This window comes from Klebsiella sp. JN_Kp121, from assembly GCF_040062145.1.
Lineage (GTDB): Bacteria > Pseudomonadota > Gammaproteobacteria > Enterobacterales > Enterobacteriaceae > Klebsiella > Klebsiella aerogenes.
Map to the genome: position 1 here is coordinate 1 of NZ_JBEAHX010000015.1, position 17,872 is coordinate 17,872.

At 52.3% G+C, this 17,872-nt stretch carries 12 protein-coding genes and 4 tRNA genes; 15 read left to right on the forward strand and 1 reads right to left on the reverse strand.

Features of this window, described 5'->3' with window-relative positions:
- The first annotated feature begins 222 nt into the window (after window positions 1–222).
- Window positions 223–1,278 carry a UDP-N-acetylmuramate dehydrogenase gene (murB, locus tag ABLU86_RS17245; RefSeq protein ID WP_263857417.1) on the forward strand — a complete coding sequence of 352 codons (1,056 nt, stop codon included), beginning with the start codon at window positions 223–225 and terminating at the stop codon, window positions 1,276–1,278.
- Window positions 1,275–2,237 (forward strand): bifunctional biotin--[acetyl-CoA-carboxylase] ligase/biotin operon repressor BirA, encoded by a 963-nt coding sequence (gene birA / locus ABLU86_RS17250; protein ID WP_015704003.1) that lies wholly within the window; start codon window positions 1,275–1,277, stop codon window positions 2,235–2,237. The genes murB and birA overlap by 4 nt, the downstream gene beginning before the upstream one ends.
- A gap of 26 nt (window positions 2,238–2,263) precedes the next feature.
- Here the strand turns inward: birA and coaA are convergent, their stop codons facing one another.
- Window positions 2,264–3,214: a type I pantothenate kinase gene (gene coaA / locus ABLU86_RS17255; RefSeq protein ID WP_015368830.1), complete on the reverse strand. Its 951-nt coding sequence runs from the start codon at window positions 3,212–3,214 to the stop codon at window positions 2,264–2,266.
- A gap of 430 nt (window positions 3,215–3,644) precedes the next feature.
- Here coaA and ABLU86_RS17260 point away from each other — a divergent pair.
- The 13 genes from ABLU86_RS17260 (at window position 3,645) to rpoC (ending at window position 17,716) form a co-directional block, all read left to right on the forward strand.
- Window positions 3,645–3,720, forward strand: a tRNA-Thr gene (locus ABLU86_RS17260).
- Window positions 3,721–3,730: 10 nt separating this feature from the next.
- Window positions 3,731–3,815 (forward strand) — tRNA-Tyr (locus tag ABLU86_RS17265).
- Between the two features lie 115 nt (window positions 3,816–3,930).
- Window positions 3,931–4,005 (forward strand) — tRNA-Gly (locus tag ABLU86_RS17270).
- Between the two features lie 5 nt (window positions 4,006–4,010).
- A tRNA-Thr gene (locus ABLU86_RS17275) sits at window positions 4,011–4,086 on the forward strand.
- A 115-nt stretch (window positions 4,087–4,201) separates the two neighbouring features.
- Window positions 4,202–5,386 carry an elongation factor Tu gene (gene tuf, locus ABLU86_RS17280; RefSeq protein WP_015368828.1) on the forward strand — a complete coding sequence of 395 codons (1,185 nt, stop codon included), beginning with the start codon at window positions 4,202–4,204 and terminating at the stop codon, window positions 5,384–5,386.
- Between the two features lie 232 nt (window positions 5,387–5,618).
- The gene (gene secE / locus ABLU86_RS17285; protein ID WP_015368827.1) at window positions 5,619–6,002 is read left to right on the forward strand and encodes a preprotein translocase subunit SecE; all 384 of its coding nucleotides are present in this window, start codon (window positions 5,619–5,621) and stop codon (window positions 6,000–6,002) included.
- A gap of 1 nt (window position 6,003) precedes the next feature.
- Window positions 6,004–6,549, forward strand: coding sequence for a transcription termination/antitermination protein NusG (gene nusG / locus ABLU86_RS17290; protein WP_007665882.1), 546 nt, complete (start codon window positions 6,004–6,006; stop codon window positions 6,547–6,549).
- Window positions 6,550–6,705: 156 nt separating this feature from the next.
- Window positions 6,706–7,134 carry a 50S ribosomal protein L11 gene (rplK, locus tag ABLU86_RS17295; protein ID WP_020079906.1) on the forward strand — a complete coding sequence of 143 codons (429 nt, stop codon included), beginning with the start codon at window positions 6,706–6,708 and terminating at the stop codon, window positions 7,132–7,134.
- A gap of 3 nt (window positions 7,135–7,137) precedes the next feature.
- On the forward strand, window positions 7,138–7,842 hold the full coding sequence (gene rplA / locus ABLU86_RS17300) for a 50S ribosomal protein L1 (protein ID WP_015368826.1): 705 nt from the start codon (window positions 7,138–7,140) through the stop codon (window positions 7,840–7,842).
- Between the two features lie 291 nt (window positions 7,843–8,133).
- Window positions 8,134–8,631 (forward strand): 50S ribosomal protein L10, encoded by a 498-nt coding sequence (gene rplJ, locus ABLU86_RS17305; RefSeq protein WP_004097644.1) that lies wholly within the window; start codon window positions 8,134–8,136, stop codon window positions 8,629–8,631.
- Between the two features lie 66 nt (window positions 8,632–8,697).
- The gene (rplL, locus tag ABLU86_RS17310; RefSeq protein WP_003033114.1) at window positions 8,698–9,063 is read left to right on the forward strand and encodes a 50S ribosomal protein L7/L12; all 366 of its coding nucleotides are present in this window, start codon (window positions 8,698–8,700) and stop codon (window positions 9,061–9,063) included.
- 324 nt (window positions 9,064–9,387) lie between these two features.
- The gene (gene rpoB / locus ABLU86_RS17315; RefSeq protein ID WP_015704004.1) at window positions 9,388–13,416 is read left to right on the forward strand and encodes a DNA-directed RNA polymerase subunit beta; all 4,029 of its coding nucleotides are present in this window, start codon (window positions 9,388–9,390) and stop codon (window positions 13,414–13,416) included.
- Between the two features lie 76 nt (window positions 13,417–13,492).
- Window positions 13,493–17,716 carry a DNA-directed RNA polymerase subunit beta' gene (gene rpoC / locus ABLU86_RS17320; protein ID WP_015368824.1) on the forward strand — a complete coding sequence of 1,408 codons (4,224 nt, stop codon included), beginning with the start codon at window positions 13,493–13,495 and terminating at the stop codon, window positions 17,714–17,716.
- Window positions 17,717–17,872: the final 156 nt, after the last annotated feature.

Genomic DNA, 17,872 nt, shown 5'->3' on the forward strand with positions numbered 1-17,872 from the left:
CCTTTTGTTTTTGTGTTTTGCGGCCAGACGCGCCGCCATCTTCCCCGGTGGCGCTACGCTTACCGGGGCTACAGACCCCGTGGCCCGGAAAAGGTGCGCAGCACCGCCTCCGGGAAAGGCTCCTGCCTGCCGGCACCCTTCATTCACGCCCATGATGAGATGAACCCGGCCCCGAACCGATATTATTCAGGCAAGCCTTCCCTCGCCAGATACGGTAAACTAATGCTGATTTTGCATCAGGAAGCCACTATGAACCTCTCCCTCAAACCCTGGAATACCTTTGGCATTAGCCATTCTGCCAAAGCAATTGTACTTGCTGAAAATGAACAACAGTTGCTGGCTGCCTGGCAAGCCGCCGCTGCAGAACACCAACCTTGTCTGATCCTTGGAGAAGGAAGCAACGTTCTGTTCCTGAAAGACTATTCCGGCACGGTGATCATCAACCGCATCATGGGGATCGAGGTAAGCGAAACGTCTGAAGCCTGGCGTTTGCACGTTGGCGCCGGTGAAAACTGGCATCAACTGGTGCAATTTGCGCTGGAAAATGGAATGCCTGGGCTGGAAAATCTGGCTTTAATTCCTGGCTGCGCGGGGTCTTCGCCAATTCAAAATATTGGTGCCTATGGTGTCGAACTGCAGCGAGTATGTGAATACGTAGACTGTATCGAACTCGAGACGGGTCGCAAGCAGCGCCTTTCTGCCGCAGAGTGCCGGTTCGGCTATCGCGACAGTATTTTCAAACATGAATATCAGGATCGTTACGCGATAGTGGCTGTTGGACTACGGTTGGAAAAAGCGTGGCGTCCCGTGTTGACCTACGGGGATTTAACCCGTCTCGATCCGCAAACTGTTACCCCACGCCAGGTATTCGATGCCGTTTGTCACATGCGTATGACCAAGTTACCGGATCCTAAAGTGAATGGTAATGCCGGTAGCTTCTTTAAAAACCCGGTCGTCAGCGCTCAAGTTGCCCAGGCGCTGCTGGCTTCATTCCCTAACGCGCCGCATTATCCACAGGCTGACGGCAGCATTAAACTGGCAGCCGGTTGGCTTATCGACCAGTGCCAGCTAAAAGGGAAAACTATCGGCGGGGCTGCCGTTCACCGTCAGCAGGCGTTGGTGCTGATCAACGATAACCAGGCGACCAGCGATGATGTCGTTGGGTTGGCACACTATGTCCGCCAGCAGGTAGGCGAGAAATTTAATGTTTGGCTCCAGCCTGAAGTGCGCTTCATCGCAGAGAACGGTGAAGTGAATGCGGAAGAGGTGATTGCATGAAAGATAATACCGTACCCCTGACGCTGATCTCTATTCTGGCGGATGGCGAGTTTCACTCTGGCGAACAGCTCGGCGAACGCCTGGGGATGAGCCGCGCGGCAATTAACAAGCATATGCAGACGCTCCGCGACTGGGGTGTTGATGTGTTTACCGTACCAGGGAAGGGCTATAGCCTCCCTGAACCGATTGAATTGCTGGACGAGCAAAAGATTGCCGGCCAGATTGAACAAGGTCGTATTACCGTGCTGCCGGTGATTGATTCCACCAACCAGTATTTGCTGGATCGTCTGGATGAACTGGAATCAGGTGATGCCTGTGTCGCTGAATATCAGCAGGCTGGTCGTGGCCGCCGCGGGCGTAAGTGGTTCTCACCGTTTGGGGCCAATCTTTATCTCTCCATGTACTGGCGTCTGGAACAAGGCCCTGCTGCTGCGATTGGTTTGAGCCTGGTGATCGGTATTGTGATTGCAGAAGTACTGCAGAGCCTGGGGGCGGATAACGTTCGGGTCAAATGGCCGAATGATATCTATCTGCAGGACCGCAAGTTGTCCGGTATCCTGGTAGAACTGACAGGCAAAACCGGTGATGCCGCGCAAATCGTCAGCGGCGCTGGTATCAACCTCGTGATGCGCCGCGTTGAGTCTGACATTGTCAATCAGGGGTGGATCAGCCTCCAGGAGGCGGGAGTCTTCATTGACCGTAACACCCTGACGGCGCGTCTGGTGAAAGCATTACGTACCGGTTTGCAACTATTCGAACAGGAAGGTTTAACACCTTACCTGCCACGCTGGGAAAAACTGGATAACTTTATTAATCGGCCGGTGAAGCTGATTATTGGTGATAAGGAAATATTTGGTATTTCTCGCGGAATTGATGCTCAAGGGGCATTATTACTCGAGCAGGATGGGGTAATTAAACCATGGGTGGGAGGCGAGATATCGCTGCGTAGCGCTGAATAGAAAAAAGGGAGCTTGCGCTCCCTTTTTTATTTCCGTAGGCGAACTTGATCGACCGAATGATTTGCGCTTTTGGTCATAATCAAGCTTGCTCGCTCTCGGGTTGGTAATATATTTTCTTTTAAGTTCAGTAGGTTGATCTCATTCCATAATGAAGTGGCGATATTGACCGCTTCGTCTTTTGAGAGTTTTGCGTAATTATGGAAATAAGAATCCGGATCGGTAAAAGCGCCTTCACGGAATTTCAGGAAGCGGTTGATATACCAGTTTTTTAATAAGTCTTCCGGCGCATCGACATAAATAGAGAAGTCGACAAAGTCAGAGACAAATACATGATGCGGATCGTGCGGATAATCCATCCCGCTCTGCAGAACGTTCAAACCTTCCAGAATAAGAATATCCGGTTGAGCAACGGTTTTATCACCATCAGGAATAACATCATAAATGAGATGGGAATAGACCGGCGCGGTGGCATTTGGTACGCCAGATTTCAGGTCAGAAACAAACTTCACCAACCGATGCATATCATAGGACTGCGGGAAGCCCTTTTTCTTCATCAAGCCGCGTTCTTTTAACACCGAGTTAGGATGTAAGAAGCCATCGGTAGTTATCAGTTCAACATGACGATGTTCCGGCCAGCGGCTAAGCAGCGCCTGTAAAACACGCGCTGTAGTACTTTTACCAACCGCAACGCTACCTGCAATACTGATGATGTAAGGAATACGCTGGCCGTTGGTGCCAAGAAATTGCTCAAGCACCGCCTGGCGACGGAGGTTGGAACTGATATAGAAATTGAGCAAACGTGACAGCGGCAAATAGATCTCGGCGACTTCTTCCAGCGAAAGATCTTCGTTGATGCCTTTTAACCGCGCGATTTCTTCCTCTGTCAGCGTCATCGGAACGGAATCACGAAGTGCAGCCCATTGGTTGCGGTTAAATTGTAGATAGGGTGTCATTAACGTCTGCTCTTTTTTGCTCATAAGCATGTTCTTACTATCACCGAAAAAGAGGTAGCGGTGATGCTTCACACTAGTTAATCAGGACAATGGGCAGGAGGGTAACACCAGAATGCCGGGAATAATAAGAAAAAAACTCATCGAAGGGCGCTTTCTCATAGCAGCATCACAAGTGATGAATAAGTAGAAAGAGGGGAGAAAGCGAGTCTGCTATCTTTGCAGGTTAGCGATCGCACCTGCCACCAGGATTTGCAGGTGAAAAAACCGTCATTCTTATATCTGACAGGCGCAGCGAAACAAATTCTGCGTTGAGGAGTGCGCTTTTTTTGCACTCCATTGTTTGAAATTACACCGTTTTTTCGCGTAAGAGCACAAAATGTGAGCAAGAGAACGTTTTATGCAAATTTTTAGTTGCATGAACTCGCAGGTCTCCCTAGAATGCGCGCTACTTGATGCCGACTTAGCTCAGTAGGTAGAGCAACTGACTTGTAATCAGTAGGTCACCAGTTCGATTCCGGTAGTCGGCACCATAACAATTTGGGTGGGGTTCCCGAGCGGCCAAAGGGAGCAGACTGTAAATCTGCCGTCATCGACTTCGAAGGTTCGAATCCTTCCCCCACCACCACTTTCGGGCAACGCTTTGCGTAGCCGGAGTTGGTTGGGTAAACTAATCAGCTCAACATTAAAGAGAGCAATCTCTTTTTTGTTACAGAAAGAACTGGGTAGCCGAGTTTCAGGATGCGGGCATCGTATAATGGCTATTACCTCAGCCTTCCAAGCTGATGATGCGGGTTCGATTCCCGCTGCCCGCTCCAGACGTGCTGATATGGCTCAGTTGGTAGAGCGCACCCTTGGTAAGGGTGAGGTCCCCAGTTCGACTCTGGGTATCAGCACCACTTCTTTATCTCTCCTTCCCTGTTTCTCTCTGTTTATTGCATTCAACAAGTCGGGCATGTTGCCTGGTTGATGTGGTGATATCACCGATTTATCCGTGTCTTAGAGGGACAATCGATGTCTAAAGAAAAGTTTGAACGTACAAAACCGCACGTTAACGTCGGTACTATCGGCCACGTTGACCATGGTAAAACAACGCTGACCGCTGCAATCACTACCGTACTGGCTAAAACCTACGGCGGTGCTGCTCGCGCATTCGATCAGATCGATAACGCGCCGGAAGAAAAAGCTCGTGGTATCACCATCAACACTTCCCACGTTGAATATGACACCCCGACTCGCCACTACGCGCACGTAGACTGCCCGGGCCACGCCGACTATGTTAAAAACATGATCACCGGTGCTGCTCAGATGGATGGCGCGATCCTGGTTGTTGCTGCGACTGACGGCCCGATGCCGCAGACTCGTGAGCACATCCTGCTGGGTCGTCAGGTAGGCGTTCCGTACATCATCGTGTTCCTGAACAAATGCGACATGGTTGATGACGAAGAGCTGCTGGAACTGGTTGAGATGGAAGTTCGTGAACTGCTGTCTCAGTACGATTTCCCGGGCGACGACACTCCGATCGTTCGTGGTTCTGCTCTGAAAGCGCTGGAAGGCGACGCAGAGTGGGAAGCGAAAATCATCGAACTGGCTGGCTTCCTGGATTCTTACATCCCGGAACCAGAGCGTGCGATTGACAAGCCGTTCCTGCTGCCGATCGAAGACGTATTCTCCATCTCCGGTCGTGGTACCGTTGTTACCGGTCGTGTAGAGCGCGGTATCATCAAAGTTGGTGAAGAAGTTGAAATCGTTGGTATCAAAGACACCGCGAAAACCACCTGTACTGGCGTTGAAATGTTCCGCAAACTGCTGGACGAAGGCCGTGCTGGTGAGAACGTAGGCGTTCTGCTGCGTGGTATCAAACGTGAAGAAATCGAACGTGGTCAGGTACTGGCTAAGCCGGGCAGCATCAAGCCGCACACCAAGTTCGAATCTGAAGTGTACATCCTGTCCAAAGACGAAGGCGGCCGTCATACTCCGTTCTTCAAAGGCTACCGTCCGCAGTTCTACTTCCGTACTACTGACGTGACTGGTACCATCGAACTGCCGGAAGGCGTAGAGATGGTAATGCCGGGCGACAACATCAAAATGGTTGTTACCCTGATCCACCCGATCGCGATGGACGATGGTCTGCGTTTCGCAATCCGTGAAGGCGGCCGTACCGTTGGCGCGGGCGTGGTTGCTAAAGTTCTCGGCTAATCGCTGATAACATTTGACGCAATGCGCAATAAAAGGGCATCATTTGATGCCCTTTTTGCACGCTTTCACACCAGAACCTGGCTCATCAGTGATTTTTTTTGTCATAATCATTGCTGAGACAGGCTCTGAAGAGGGCGTAAAGTCCGAAACGCAGCAGAGCATTTCGGTTTGGTCGCCTCGCATTTAATGCGGGGCGAAGATGTTTGTCTGAATTCTTGTGACAGGTTGGTTTATGAGTGCGAATACCGAAGCTCAAGGGAGCGGGCGCGGCCTGGAAGCGTTGAAGTGGGTTATCGTTGCCGTGCTGCTGATTGTAGCCATCGTAGGCAACTTCCTTTATCGCGACATTATGCTGGCGATCCGTGCGCTGGCTGTGGTGATTCTTATCGCTGCTGCCGGTGGCGTCGCTCTGTTAACGACAAAAGGTAAGGCGACAGTCGCTTTCGCCCGCGAAGCGAGAACCGAAGTCCGCAAAGTGATCTGGCCGACCCGCCAGGAAACGCTGCACACCACGCTGATTGTTGCTGCCGTAACTGCAGTAATGTCACTGATCCTGTGGGGACTGGATGGTATTCTGGTTCGCCTGGTATCCTTTATCACTGGCCTGAGGTTCTGAGATGTCTGAAGCTCCTAAAAAGCGCTGGTACGTCGTTCAGGCGTTTTCCGGTTTTGAAGGTCGCGTAGCTACGTCGCTGCGTGAACATATCAAATTACACAACATGGAAGAGTTGTTTGGCGAAGTCATGGTTCCGACCGAAGAAGTGGTTGAAATCCGTGGCGGCCAGCGTCGCAAAAGCGAACGCAAATTCTTCCCAGGCTACGTTCTGGTTCAGATGGTCATGAACGACGCGAGCTGGCACCTGGTGCGCAGCGTCCCGCGCGTGATGGGCTTCATCGGCGGTACTTCCGACCGTCCGGCGCCGATCAGCGACAAAGAAGTCGATGCCATCATGAACCGTCTGCAGCAGGTTGGCGATAAGCCGCGTCCGAAAACGCTGTTTGAACCGGGCGAAATGGTTCGCGTCAACGATGGTCCGTTTGCTGACTTTAACGGCGTTGTTGAAGAAGTGGACTACGAGAAGTCTCGTCTGAAAGTTTCCGTTTCTATCTTCGGTCGTGCGACTCCGGTAGAACTGGACTTTGGCCAGGTTGAGAAGGCGTAAGCTGGCGATCAAAAAAGCAGCGATTTAATCGTTGCATAGGGCGCGAAATTGGCATACAATTTCGCGCCTTTTGTTTTTATGGGCCTGGCCCGTAAAACGATGTTTAATCACGGGGAGCTTCTCTGAAGCGTTAATACCCAATTTGAGGATTTAAGAATGGCTAAGAAAGTACAAGCCTACGTCAAGCTGCAGGTTGCAGCTGGTATGGCAAACCCGAGTCCGCCGGTTGGTCCAGCACTGGGTCAGCAGGGCGTTAACATCATGGAATTCTGCAAAGCGTTCAACGCAAAAACTGAATCCATGGAAAAAGGTCTGCCAATCCCGGTTGTTATCACCGTTTACGCTGACCGTTCTTTCACTTTCGTTACCAAAACTCCGCCGGCAGCAGTTCTGCTGAAAAAAGCGGCTGGTATCAAGTCCGGCTCCGGTAAGCCGAACAAAGAGAAAGTTGGTAAAATTTCCCGCGCTCAGCTGCAGGAAATCGCGCAGACCAAAGCTGCCGACATGACTGGTGCCGACATTGAAGCGATGACTCGCTCCATCGAAGGTACTGCACGTTCCATGGGCCTGGTAGTGGAGGACTAAGAAATGGCTAAACTGACCAAGCGCATGTCCGTGATTCGTGAGAAAGTTGATGCAACTAAACAGTACGACATCAACGAAGCCATCTCTCTGCTGAAAGAACTGGCGACCGCTAAGTTCGTTGAAAGCGTTGACGTTGCTGTAAACCTGGGCATCGATGCTCGTAAATCTGACCAGAACGTACGTGGTGCAACTGTACTGCCGCACGGTACTGGCCGTTCTGTTCGCGTTGCCGTATTTGCACAGGGCCCGAACGCTGAAGCTGCTAAAGCTGCAGGCGCCGAGCTGGTAGGTATGGAAGATCTGGCTGACCAGATCAAGAAAGGCGAAATGAACTTTGACGTTGTTATTGCTTCCCCGGATGCAATGCGCGTTGTTGGCCAGCTGGGCCAGGTTCTGGGCCCGCGCGGCCTGATGCCAAACCCGAAAGTTGGTACCGTAACTCCTAACGTTGCTGAAGCGGTTAAGAACGCGAAAGCAGGTCAGGTTCGTTATCGTAACGACAAAAACGGCATCATCCACACCACCATCGGTAAAGTGGACTTTGACGCTGACAAACTGAAAGAAAACCTGGAAGCTCTGCTGGTTGCGCTGAAAAAAGCAAAACCGACTCAGGCTAAAGGCGTGTACATCAAGAAAGTTAGCATCTCCACCACCATGGGTGCAGGTGTTGCAGTAGATCAGGCTGGCCTGAACGCTTCTGCAAACTAATGCCTTTACGTGGGCGGTGATTTTGTCTACAATCTTACCCCCACGTTTGCTAACGAAAGTTAGCGGCTAACAGATTTGTTCGTTGGAGCCTGGCCTATCCAGGCCTCCGTCGAAGACCGCAGGTGTTTCGTAAGAAACTTAATCCCCTGCGTAGACGGTGACAGAACGCTAAGATTATTTTTTGGATACTCTGGCTTGTTTCTGCTCACCGTATTAAGACGCTCTATTCGTTGAATAGAGTGAAGTGAGTTCCAGAGCATAAGCTCTGGCAAACATCCAGGAGCAAAGCTAATGGCTTTAAATCTTCAAGACAAACAAGCGATTGTTGCTGAAGTCAGCGAAGTAGCCAAAGGCGCGCTGTCTGCAGTAGTTGCGGATTCCCGTGGCGTAACTGTAGATAAAATGACTGAACTGCGTAAAGCAGGTCGTGAAGCTGGCGTTTACATGCGTGTTGTTCGTAACACCCTGCTGCGCCGCGTCGTTGAAGGTACTCCGTTCGAGTGCCTGAAAGACACGTTTGTTGGTCCGACCCTGATTGCATACTCTATGGAACACCCGGGCGCTGCTGCTCGTCTGTTCAAAGAGTTCGCGAAAGCGAATGCAAAATTTGAGGTCAAAGCCGCTGCCTTTGAAGGTGAGCTGATCCCGGCGTCGCAAATCGACCGCCTGGCAACTCTGCCGACCTACGAAGAAGCAATTGCACGCCTGATGGCAACCATGAAAGAAGCTTCGGCTGGCAAACTGGTTCGTACTCTGGCTGCTGTACGCGATGCGAAAGAAGCTGCTTAATCGCAGTTATCTTTGTAAAGCACTCGCTTACGTATAAACTTATTCTGATATTCAGGAACAATTTAAATGTCTATCACTAAAGATCAAATCATTGAAGCAGTATCCGCTATGTCCGTAATGGACGTTGTTGAGCTGATCTCTGCAATGGAAGAAAAATTCGGTGTTTCCGCTGCTGCTGCTGTAGCTGTAGCTGCTGGCCCGGCTGAAGCTGCTGAAGAAAAAACTGAATTCGACGTAATTCTGAAAGCTGCTGGCGCTAACAAAGTTGCTGTTATCAAAGCAGTACGTGGCGCGACTGGCCTGGGTCTGAAAGAAGCTAAAGACTTGGTAGAATCTGCACCGGCTGCACTGAAAGAAGGCATCAGCAAAGACGACGCTGAAGCTCTGAAAAAATCTCTGGAAGAAGCTGGCGCTGAAGTTGAAGTTAAATAAGCCAACCCTTCCGGTTGCAGCCTGAGAAATTAGGCTGAGGCTGGTGACTTTTTAGTCACCAGCCTTTTTGCGCTGTAAGGCGCCAGTAGCATTTCACACTGTTTGACTGCTGGTTTGCCTCACAATGCTTGTTTCTATCGACGACTTAATATACTGCGACAGGTTAGGGTTCCTGGGCTGTGTAAATCGCAATGAAATGGTTTAAGCGTGATAGCAACAGGCATTGCGGAAAGTGTTCCATTTTCCGGTCAACAAAATAGTGTTGCATAAAAAACTGCCCTTTCCGGGCAGATGGGTCGACTTGTCAGCGAGCTGAGGAACCCTATGGTTTACTCCTATACCGAGAAAAAACGTATTCGTAAGGATTTTGGTAAACGTCCACAAGTTCTGGATGTGCCTTATCTCCTTTCTATCCAGCTTGACTCGTTCCAGAAGTTTATCGAGCAAGATCCTGAAGGGCAGTATGGTCTGGAAGCAGCCTTCCGTTCCGTATTCCCGATTCAGAGCTACAGCGGTAATTCAGAGCTGCAGTACGTCAGCTACCGTCTGGGCGAACCTGTTTTTGATGTTAAAGAATGTCAGATCCGTGGCGTGACGTATTCCGCACCGCTGCGCGTAAAACTGCGTCTGGTGATCTACGAGCGCGAAGCGCCGGAAGGCACCGTTAAAGACATTAAAGAACAAGAAGTCTACATGGGCGAAATCCCGCTCATGACCGACAACGGTACCTTCGTTATCAACGGTACCGAGCGTGTTATCGTTTCTCAGCTGCACCGTAGCCCGGGCGTCTTCTTTGACAGTGACAAAGGTAAGACTCACTCTTCCGGTAAGGTCCTGTATAACGCACGTATCATCCCTTACCGTGGTTCCTGGCTGGACTTCGAATTCGACCCGAAAGACAACCTGTTCGTTCGTATCGACCGTCGTCGTAAACTGCCTGCAACCATCATTCTGCGCGCGCTGAATTACACCACTGAGCAGATCCTTGACCTGTTCTTCGAGAAAGTGGTCTTTGAAATTCGCGACAACAAGCTGCAGATGGAGCTGGTACCGGAGCGTCTGCGCGGTGAAACCGCCTCCTTCGATATCGAAGCCAACGGTAAAGTGTACGTTGAGAAAGGCCGTCGTATTACCGCGCGCCATATTCGCCAGCTGGAAAAAGACGATATCAAACATATCGAAGTTCCGGTTGAGTACATCGCGGGTAAAGTTGCTTCTAAAGACTACATCGACGAAGCGACCGGCGAACTGATCTGCCCGGCGAACATGGAGCTGAGCCTGGATCTGCTGGCTAAACTGAGCCAGTCCGGCCACAAGCGTATCGAAACGCTGTTCACCAACGATCTGGACCACGGTCCGTACATTTCTGAAACTGTACGCGTCGACCCGACCAACGATCGTCTGAGCGCGCTGGTAGAAATCTACCGCATGATGCGCCCGGGTGAGCCGCCGACTCGTGAAGCGGCTGAAAGCCTGTTTGAGAACCTGTTCTTCTCCGAAGACCGCTACGATCTGTCCGCGGTTGGTCGTATGAAGTTCAACCGTTCTCTGCTGCGCGACGAAATCGAAGGTTCCGGTATCCTGAGCAAAGACGACATCATCGAAGTGATGAAGAAGCTCATCGATATCCGTAACGGTAAAGGCGAAGTCGATGATATCGACCACCTCGGCAACCGTCGTATCCGTTCCGTTGGCGAAATGGCGGAAAACCAGTTCCGCGTTGGCCTGGTGCGTGTAGAGCGTGCGGTTAAAGAGCGTCTGTCTCTGGGCGATCTGGATACCCTGATGCCTCAGGATATGATCAACGCCAAGCCGATTTCCGCAGCAGTGAAAGAGTTCTTTGGTTCCAGCCAGCTGTCCCAGTTTATGGACCAGAACAACCCGCTGTCTGAGATTACGCACAAACGTCGTATCTCCGCACTCGGCCCAGGCGGTCTGACCCGTGAACGCGCAGGCTTCGAAGTTCGAGACGTACACCCGACTCACTACGGTCGCGTATGTCCAATCGAAACGCCTGAAGGTCCGAACATCGGTCTGATCAACTCCCTGTCCGTGTACGCACAGACTAACGAATACGGTTTCCTTGAGACCCCGTATCGTAAAGTGACCGACGGTGTTGTTACCGACGAAATTCATTACCTGTCTGCTATCGAAGAAGGTAACTACGTCATTGCTCAGGCGAACTCCAACCTGGATGACGAAGGCCACTTTGTTGAAGATCTGGTTACCTGCCGTAGTAAAGGCGAATCCAGCTTGTTCAGCCGCGACCAGGTTGACTACATGGACGTATCCACCCAGCAGGTGGTATCCGTCGGTGCGTCCCTGATCCCGTTCCTGGAACACGATGACGCCAACCGTGCATTGATGGGTGCGAACATGCAACGTCAGGCGGTTCCGACTCTGCGCGCTGATAAGCCGCTGGTTGGTACCGGTATGGAACGTGCTGTTGCCGTCGACTCCGGTGTTACTGCGGTGGCTAAACGTGGCGGTACCGTTCAGTACGTGGATGCTTCCCGTATCGTTATCAAAGTTAACGAAGACGAGATGTACCCGGGCGAAGCAGGTATCGACATCTATAACCTGACCAAGTACACCCGTTCTAACCAGAACACCTGCATCAACCAGATGCCTTGCGTGTCCCTGGGCGAACCAATTGAACGCGGCGACGTCCTGGCCGACGGCCCGTCCACCGACCTTGGTGAACTGGCGCTGGGTCAGAACATGCGCGTAGCGTTCATGCCGTGGAACGGCTACAACTTCGAAGACTCCATCCTCGTATCCGAGCGTGTCGTCCAGGAAGACCGTTTCACCACCATCCACATTCAGGAACTGGCGTGCGTGTCCCGTGACACCAAGCTGGGGCCGGAAGAGATCACCGCTGACATCCCGAACGTGGGTGAAGCTGCGCTCTCCAAACTGGATGAATCCGGTATCGTTTATATCGGTGCGGAAGTGACCGGCGGCGACATTCTGGTTGGTAAGGTAACGCCGAAAGGTGAAACCCAGCTGACTCCGGAAGAGAAACTGCTGCGCGCGATCTTCGGTGAGAAAGCGTCTGACGTTAAAGACTCTTCTCTGCGCGTACCGAACGGTGTCTCTGGTACCGTTATCGACGTTCAGGTCTTTACCCGTGACGGCGTAGAGAAAGACAAGCGTGCGCTTGAAATCGAAGAGATGCAGCTGAAGCAGGCTAAAAAAGACCTGTCTGAAGAACTGCAGATCCTCGAAGCTGGTCTGTTCAGCCGTATTTACGCTGTGCTGGTTGCCGGTGGCGTTGAAGCTGACAAGCTCGACAAACTGCCTCGCGATCGCTGGCTGGAACTGGGCCTGACCGACGAAGAGAAACAAAATCAGCTGGAGCAACTGGCTGAGCAGTATGACGAACTGAAACACGAGTTCGAGAAAAAACTCGAAGCGAAACGCCGTAAAATCACCCAAGGCGACGATCTGGCACCGGGCGTGCTGAAGATTGTTAAGGTATACCTGGCCGTTAAACGCCGTATCCAGCCTGGTGATAAGATGGCAGGTCGTCACGGTAACAAGGGTGTTATCTCTAAGATCAACCCGATCGAAGATATGCCGCACGATGCTAACGGTACGCCGGTAGATATCGTACTGAACCCGCTGGGCGTACCGTCTCGTATGAACATCGGTCAGATCCTGGAAACTCACCTGGGTATGGCTGCGAAAGGCATCGGCGATAAGATCAACGCCATGCTGAAACAGCAGCAAGAAGTCGCGAAACTGCGCGAATTCATCCAGCGTGCTTACGATCTGGGCGCTGACGTTCGCCAGAAAGTTGACCTGAATACCTTCAGCGATGAAGAAGTTCTGCGTCTGGCTGAAAACCTGCGTAAAGGCATGCCGATCGCAACGCCGGTATTCGACGGTGCGAAAGAAGCTGAAATCAAAGAGCTGCTGCAGCTGGGCGATCTGCCGACTTCCGGTCAGATCACTCTGTTTGACGGCCGCACCGGTGAACAGTTCGAACGTCCGGTAACCGTAGGTTACATGTACATGCTGAAACTGAACCACTTGGTCGACGACAAAATGCACGCTCGTTCCACCGGTTCTTACAGCCTGGTTACTCAGCAGCCGCTGGGTGGTAAGGCGCAGTTCGGTGGTCAGCGCTTCGGTGAGATGGAAGTGTGGGCGCTGGAAGCATACGGCGCGGCCTACACCCTGCAGGAAATGCTCACCGTTAAGTCTGATGACGTGAACGGTCGTACCAAGATGTATAAAAACATCGTGGACGGCAACCACCAGATGGAACCGGGCATGCCGGAATCCTTCAACGTACTGTTGAAAGAAATCCGCTCGCTGGGCATCAACATCGAACTGGAAGACGAGTAACTCTCGCTCAAACAGGTCACTGGTGCCGGGGTAAAACCCGGCGCCAGATTGTGCTAACTCCGACGGGAGCAAATCCGTGAAAGACTTATTAAAGTTTCTGAAAGCGCAAACTAAAACCGAAGAGTTTGATGCGATCAAAATTGCTCTGGCATCGCCAGACATGATCCGTTCATGGTCTTTCGGTGAAGTTAAAAAGCCGGAAACCATTAACTACCGTACGTTCAAGCCAGAACGTGACGGTCTGTTCTGCGCTCGTATTTTCGGGCCAGTAAAAGACTATGAGTGCCTGTGCGGTAAGTACAAGCGCCTGAAACACCGTGGTGTTATCTGTGAGAAGTGCGGCGTTGAAGTGACCCAGACCAAAGTGCGTCGTGAGCGCATGGGCCACATCGAGCTGGCGTCTCCGACTGCCCACATCTGGTTCCTGAAGTCTCTGCCGTCCCGTATCGGTCTGCTGCTGGATATGCCGCTGCGTGATATCGAACGCGTACTGTACTTTGAATCTTATGTTGTTATCGAAGGTGGCATGACCAACCTCGAACGCAACCAGATTCTGACTGAAGAGCAGTACCTGGACGCGCTGGAAGAGTTCGGTGACGAATTCGACGCGAAGATGGGCGCCGAAGCTATTCAGGCCCTGCTGAAAAGCATGGACCTGGAGCAAGAGTGCGAGCAGCTGCGTGAAGAGCTGAACGAAACCAACTCCGAAACCAAGCGTAAAAAGCTGACCAAGCGCATTAAGCTGCTGGAAGCCTTCGTTCAGTCTGGCAACAAGCCGGAGTGGATGATCCTGACCGTTCTGCCGGTTCTGCCGCCAGATCTGCGTCCGCTGGTTCCGCTGGATGGCGGTCGTTTTGCGACTTCTGACCTGAACGATCTGTATCGTCGCGTCATTAACCGTAACAACCGTCTGAAACGTCTGCTGGATCTGGCTGCGCCGGACATCATCGTACGCAACGAAAAACGTATGCTGCAGGAAGCGGTCGACGCCCTGCTGGATAACGGTCGTCGCGGTCGTGCGATCACCGGTTCCAACAAACGTCCTCTGAAATCTTTGGCCGATATGATCAAAGGTAAACAGGGTCGTTTCCGTCAGAACCTGCTCGGTAAGCGTGTTGACTACTCCGGTCGTTCTGTAATCACCGTAGGTCCATACCTGCGTCTGCATCAGTGCGGTCTGCCGAAGAAAATGGCGCTGGAGCTGTTCAAACCGTTCATCTACGGCAAGCTGGAACTGCGTGGCCTGGCCACCACCATCAAAGCCGCTAAGAAAATGGTTGAGCGCGAAGAAGCTGTCGTTTGGGATATCCTGGACGAAGTTATCCGCGAACACCCGGTACTGCTGAACCGTGCGCCAACACTGCACCGTTTGGGTATCCAGGCGTTTGAACCGGTTCTGATCGAAGGTAAAGCCATTCAGCTGCACCCGCTGGTTTGTGCGGCATATAACGCCGACTTCGATGGTGACCAGATGGCTGTTCACGTACCGCTGACGCTGGAAGCCCAGCTGGAAGCGCGTGCGCTGATGATGTCTACCAACAACATCCTGTCCCCGGCGAACGGCGAACCAATCATCGTTCCGTCTCAGGACGTTGTACTGGGTCTGTACTACATGACCCGTGACTGTGTTAACGCCAAAGGCGAAGGCATGGTGCTGACTGGCCCGAAAGAAGCGGAGCGTATTTATCGCGCCGGTCTGGCCTCTCTGCATGCGCGCGTTAAAGTGCGTATCACCGAATACGAAAAAGACGACAATGGTGAGTTCGTCGCGAAGACCAGCCTGAAAGACACGACCATTGGCCGTGCCATTCTGTGGATGATCGTGCCGAAAGGTCTGCCGTTCTCTATCGTGAACCAGGCGCTCGGTAAGAAAGCGATCTCCAAGATGCTGAACACCTGTTACCGTATTCTGGGTCTGAAACCGACCGTTATTTTTGCGGACCAGACGATGTACACCGGCTTTGCTTATGCAGCGCGTTCAGGTGCGTCCGTTGGTATCGATGACATGGTCATCCCGGAGAAAAAATACGAAATCATCAGCGAAGCGGAAGCTGAAGTTGCTGAGATTCAGGAACAGTTCCAGTCTGGTCTGGTTACTGCGGGCGAACGCTACAACAAAGTTATCGATATCTGGGCTGCGGCGAACGATCGTGTATCCAAAGCGATGATGGATAACCTGCAAACCGAAACCGTGATTAACCGTGACGGTCAGGAAGAACAGCAGGTTTCCTTCAACAGCATCTACATGATGGCCGACTCCGGTGCGCGTGGTTCTGCGGCACAGATTCGTCAGCTGGCTGGTATGCGTGGTCTGATGGCGAAGCCGGATGGCTCCATCATCGAAACGCCGATCACCGCGAACTTCCGTGAAGGTCTGAACGTACTCCAGTACTTCATCTCCACCCACGGTGCTCGTAAAGGTCTGGCGGATACCGCACTGAAGACTGCGAACTCCGGTTACCTGACTCGTCGTCTGGTTGACGTTGCGCAGGACCTGGTTGTCACTGAAGACGACTGTGGCACCCTGGAAGGCATCACCATGACGCCGGTTATCGAAGGTGGCGACGTTAAAGAGCCGCTGCGCGATCGCGTATTGGGTCGTGTGACTGCTGAAGACGTTCTGAAGCCGGGTACCGCGGACATTCTGGTTCCACGCAACACGCTGCTGCACGAGCACTGGTGTGACCTGCTGGAAGAGAACTCCGTTGACTCCGTCAAAGTTCGTTCCGTTGTATCCTGTGACACCGACTTTGGTGTATGTGCGCACTGCTACGGTCGTGACCTGGCGCGTGGCCACCTCATCAACAAAGGTGAGGCTATCGGCGTTATCGCGGCACAGTCCATCGGTGAGCCGGGTACACAGCTGACGATGCGTACGTTCCACATCGGTGGTGCGGCATCTCGTGCGGCTGCTGAATCCAGCATCCAGGTGAAAAACAAAGGTAGCATCCGTCTGAGCAATGCGAAGTCGGTTGTGAACTCCAGCGGTAAACTGGTTATCACCTCGCGTAACACCGAACTGAAGCTGATCGACGAATTCGGTCGTACCAAAGAAAGCTATAAAGTGCCTTACGGCTCCGTTATGGCTAAAGGCGACGGCGAACAGGTTGCTGGCGGTGAAACCGTTGCAAACTGGGATCCGCATACCATGCCGGTTATCACCGAAGTGAGTGGTTTCGTCCGCTTCACTGACATGATCGACGGCCAGACCATTACTCGTCAGACCGACGAGCTGACCGGTCTGTCTTCGCTGGTGGTTCTGGATTCCGCGGAACGTACCTCCGGTGGTAAAGATCTGCGTCCGGCGCTGAAAATTGTTGATGCTCAGGGCAACGACGTTCTGATCCCAGGCACCGATATGCCTGCTCAGTACTTCCTGCCGGGTAAAGCGATTGTTCAGCTGGAAGATGGCGTACAGATCAGCTCTGGTGACACCCTGGCGCGTGTTCCGCAGGAATCTGGCGGTACCAAGGATATCACCGGTGGTCTGCCGCGCGTTGCGGACCTGTTCGAAGCACGTCGTCCGAAAGAGCCGGCAATCCTGGCTGAAATCAGCGGCATCATTTCCTTCGGTAAAGAAACCAAAGGGAAACGTCGTCTGGTTATCACCCCGGTAGACGGTAGCGAACCGTACGAAGAGATGATTCCGAAATGGCGTCAGCTGAACGTGTTCGAAGGTGAACGTGTAGAACGTGGTGACGTGGTTTCCGACGGTCCGGAAGCGCCGCACGACATTCTGCGTCTTCGTGGCGTACACGCGGTAACGCGTTACATCACCAACGAAGTGCAGGACGTTTATCGTCTGCAAGGCGTTAAGATTAACGATAAGCACATTGAAGTTATCGTTCGTCAGATGCTGCGTAAAGCGACCATCGAAAGTGCTGGTAGCTCCGACTTCCTCGAAGGTGAGCAGGTTGAATACTCCCGCGTTAAGATCGCTAACCGCGAGCTTGAAGCGAATGGCAAAGTTGCGGCAACCTATTCCCGCGACCTGCTGGGTATCACCAAAGCGTCTCTGGCAACCGAGTCCTTCATCTCCGCGGCATCGTTCCAGGAGACCACTCGCGTGCTGACCGAAGCAGCCGTTGCGGGCAAACGCGACGAACTGCGCGGTCTGAAAGAGAACGTCATCGTGGGTCGTCTGATCCCGGCAGGTACCGGTTATGCGTACCACCAGGATCGTATGCGCCGTCGCGCAGCGGGCGAACAGCCGGCTGCGCCGCAGGTGAGCGTAGAAGAAGCCTCTGCCAACCTGGCAGAACTGCTGAACGCAGGCCTGGGCGGTTCTGACAACGATTAATCGTTGATTCGCTAAGCGCTTAAAAGCCAGTCAGGTTTCCTGACTGGCTTTTTTATTACCTGTCGATTTATCTCACCTAAAATAAATTACATTTATTTAATGTAATTGCCGCAATTAATTAGCAAATTAAACATGTCTGATAATTATCTATTTGCT

What these genes read in the sequence shown, in the direction of transcription:
- coaA (WP_015368830.1), bottom strand. Translation starts at nt 3,214, where the DNA reads ATGAGCAAAAAAGAGCAGACGTTAATGACACCCTATCTACAATTTAAC.
- rpoB (WP_015704004.1), top strand. Translation starts at nt 9,388, where the DNA reads ATGGTTTACTCCTATACCGAGAAAAAACGTATTCGTAAGGATTTTGGT.
- rplL (WP_003033114.1), top strand. Translation starts at nt 8,698, where the DNA reads ATGTCTATCACTAAAGATCAAATCATTGAAGCAGTATCCGCTATGTCC.
- tuf (WP_015368828.1), top strand. Translation starts at nt 4,202, where the DNA reads ATGTCTAAAGAAAAGTTTGAACGTACAAAACCGCACGTTAACGTCGGT.
- murB (WP_263857417.1), top strand. Translation starts at nt 223, where the DNA reads ATGCTGATTTTGCATCAGGAAGCCACTATGAACCTCTCCCTCAAACCC.
- nusG (WP_007665882.1), top strand. Translation starts at nt 6,004, where the DNA reads ATGTCTGAAGCTCCTAAAAAGCGCTGGTACGTCGTTCAGGCGTTTTCC.
- rplJ (WP_004097644.1), top strand. Translation starts at nt 8,134, where the DNA reads ATGGCTTTAAATCTTCAAGACAAACAAGCGATTGTTGCTGAAGTCAGC.
- birA (WP_015704003.1), top strand. Translation starts at nt 1,275, where the DNA reads ATGAAAGATAATACCGTACCCCTGACGCTGATCTCTATTCTGGCGGAT.
- secE (WP_015368827.1), top strand. Translation starts at nt 5,619, where the DNA reads ATGAGTGCGAATACCGAAGCTCAAGGGAGCGGGCGCGGCCTGGAAGCG.
- rplK (WP_020079906.1), top strand. Translation starts at nt 6,706, where the DNA reads ATGGCTAAGAAAGTACAAGCCTACGTCAAGCTGCAGGTTGCAGCTGGT.
- rplA (WP_015368826.1), top strand. Translation starts at nt 7,138, where the DNA reads ATGGCTAAACTGACCAAGCGCATGTCCGTGATTCGTGAGAAAGTTGAT.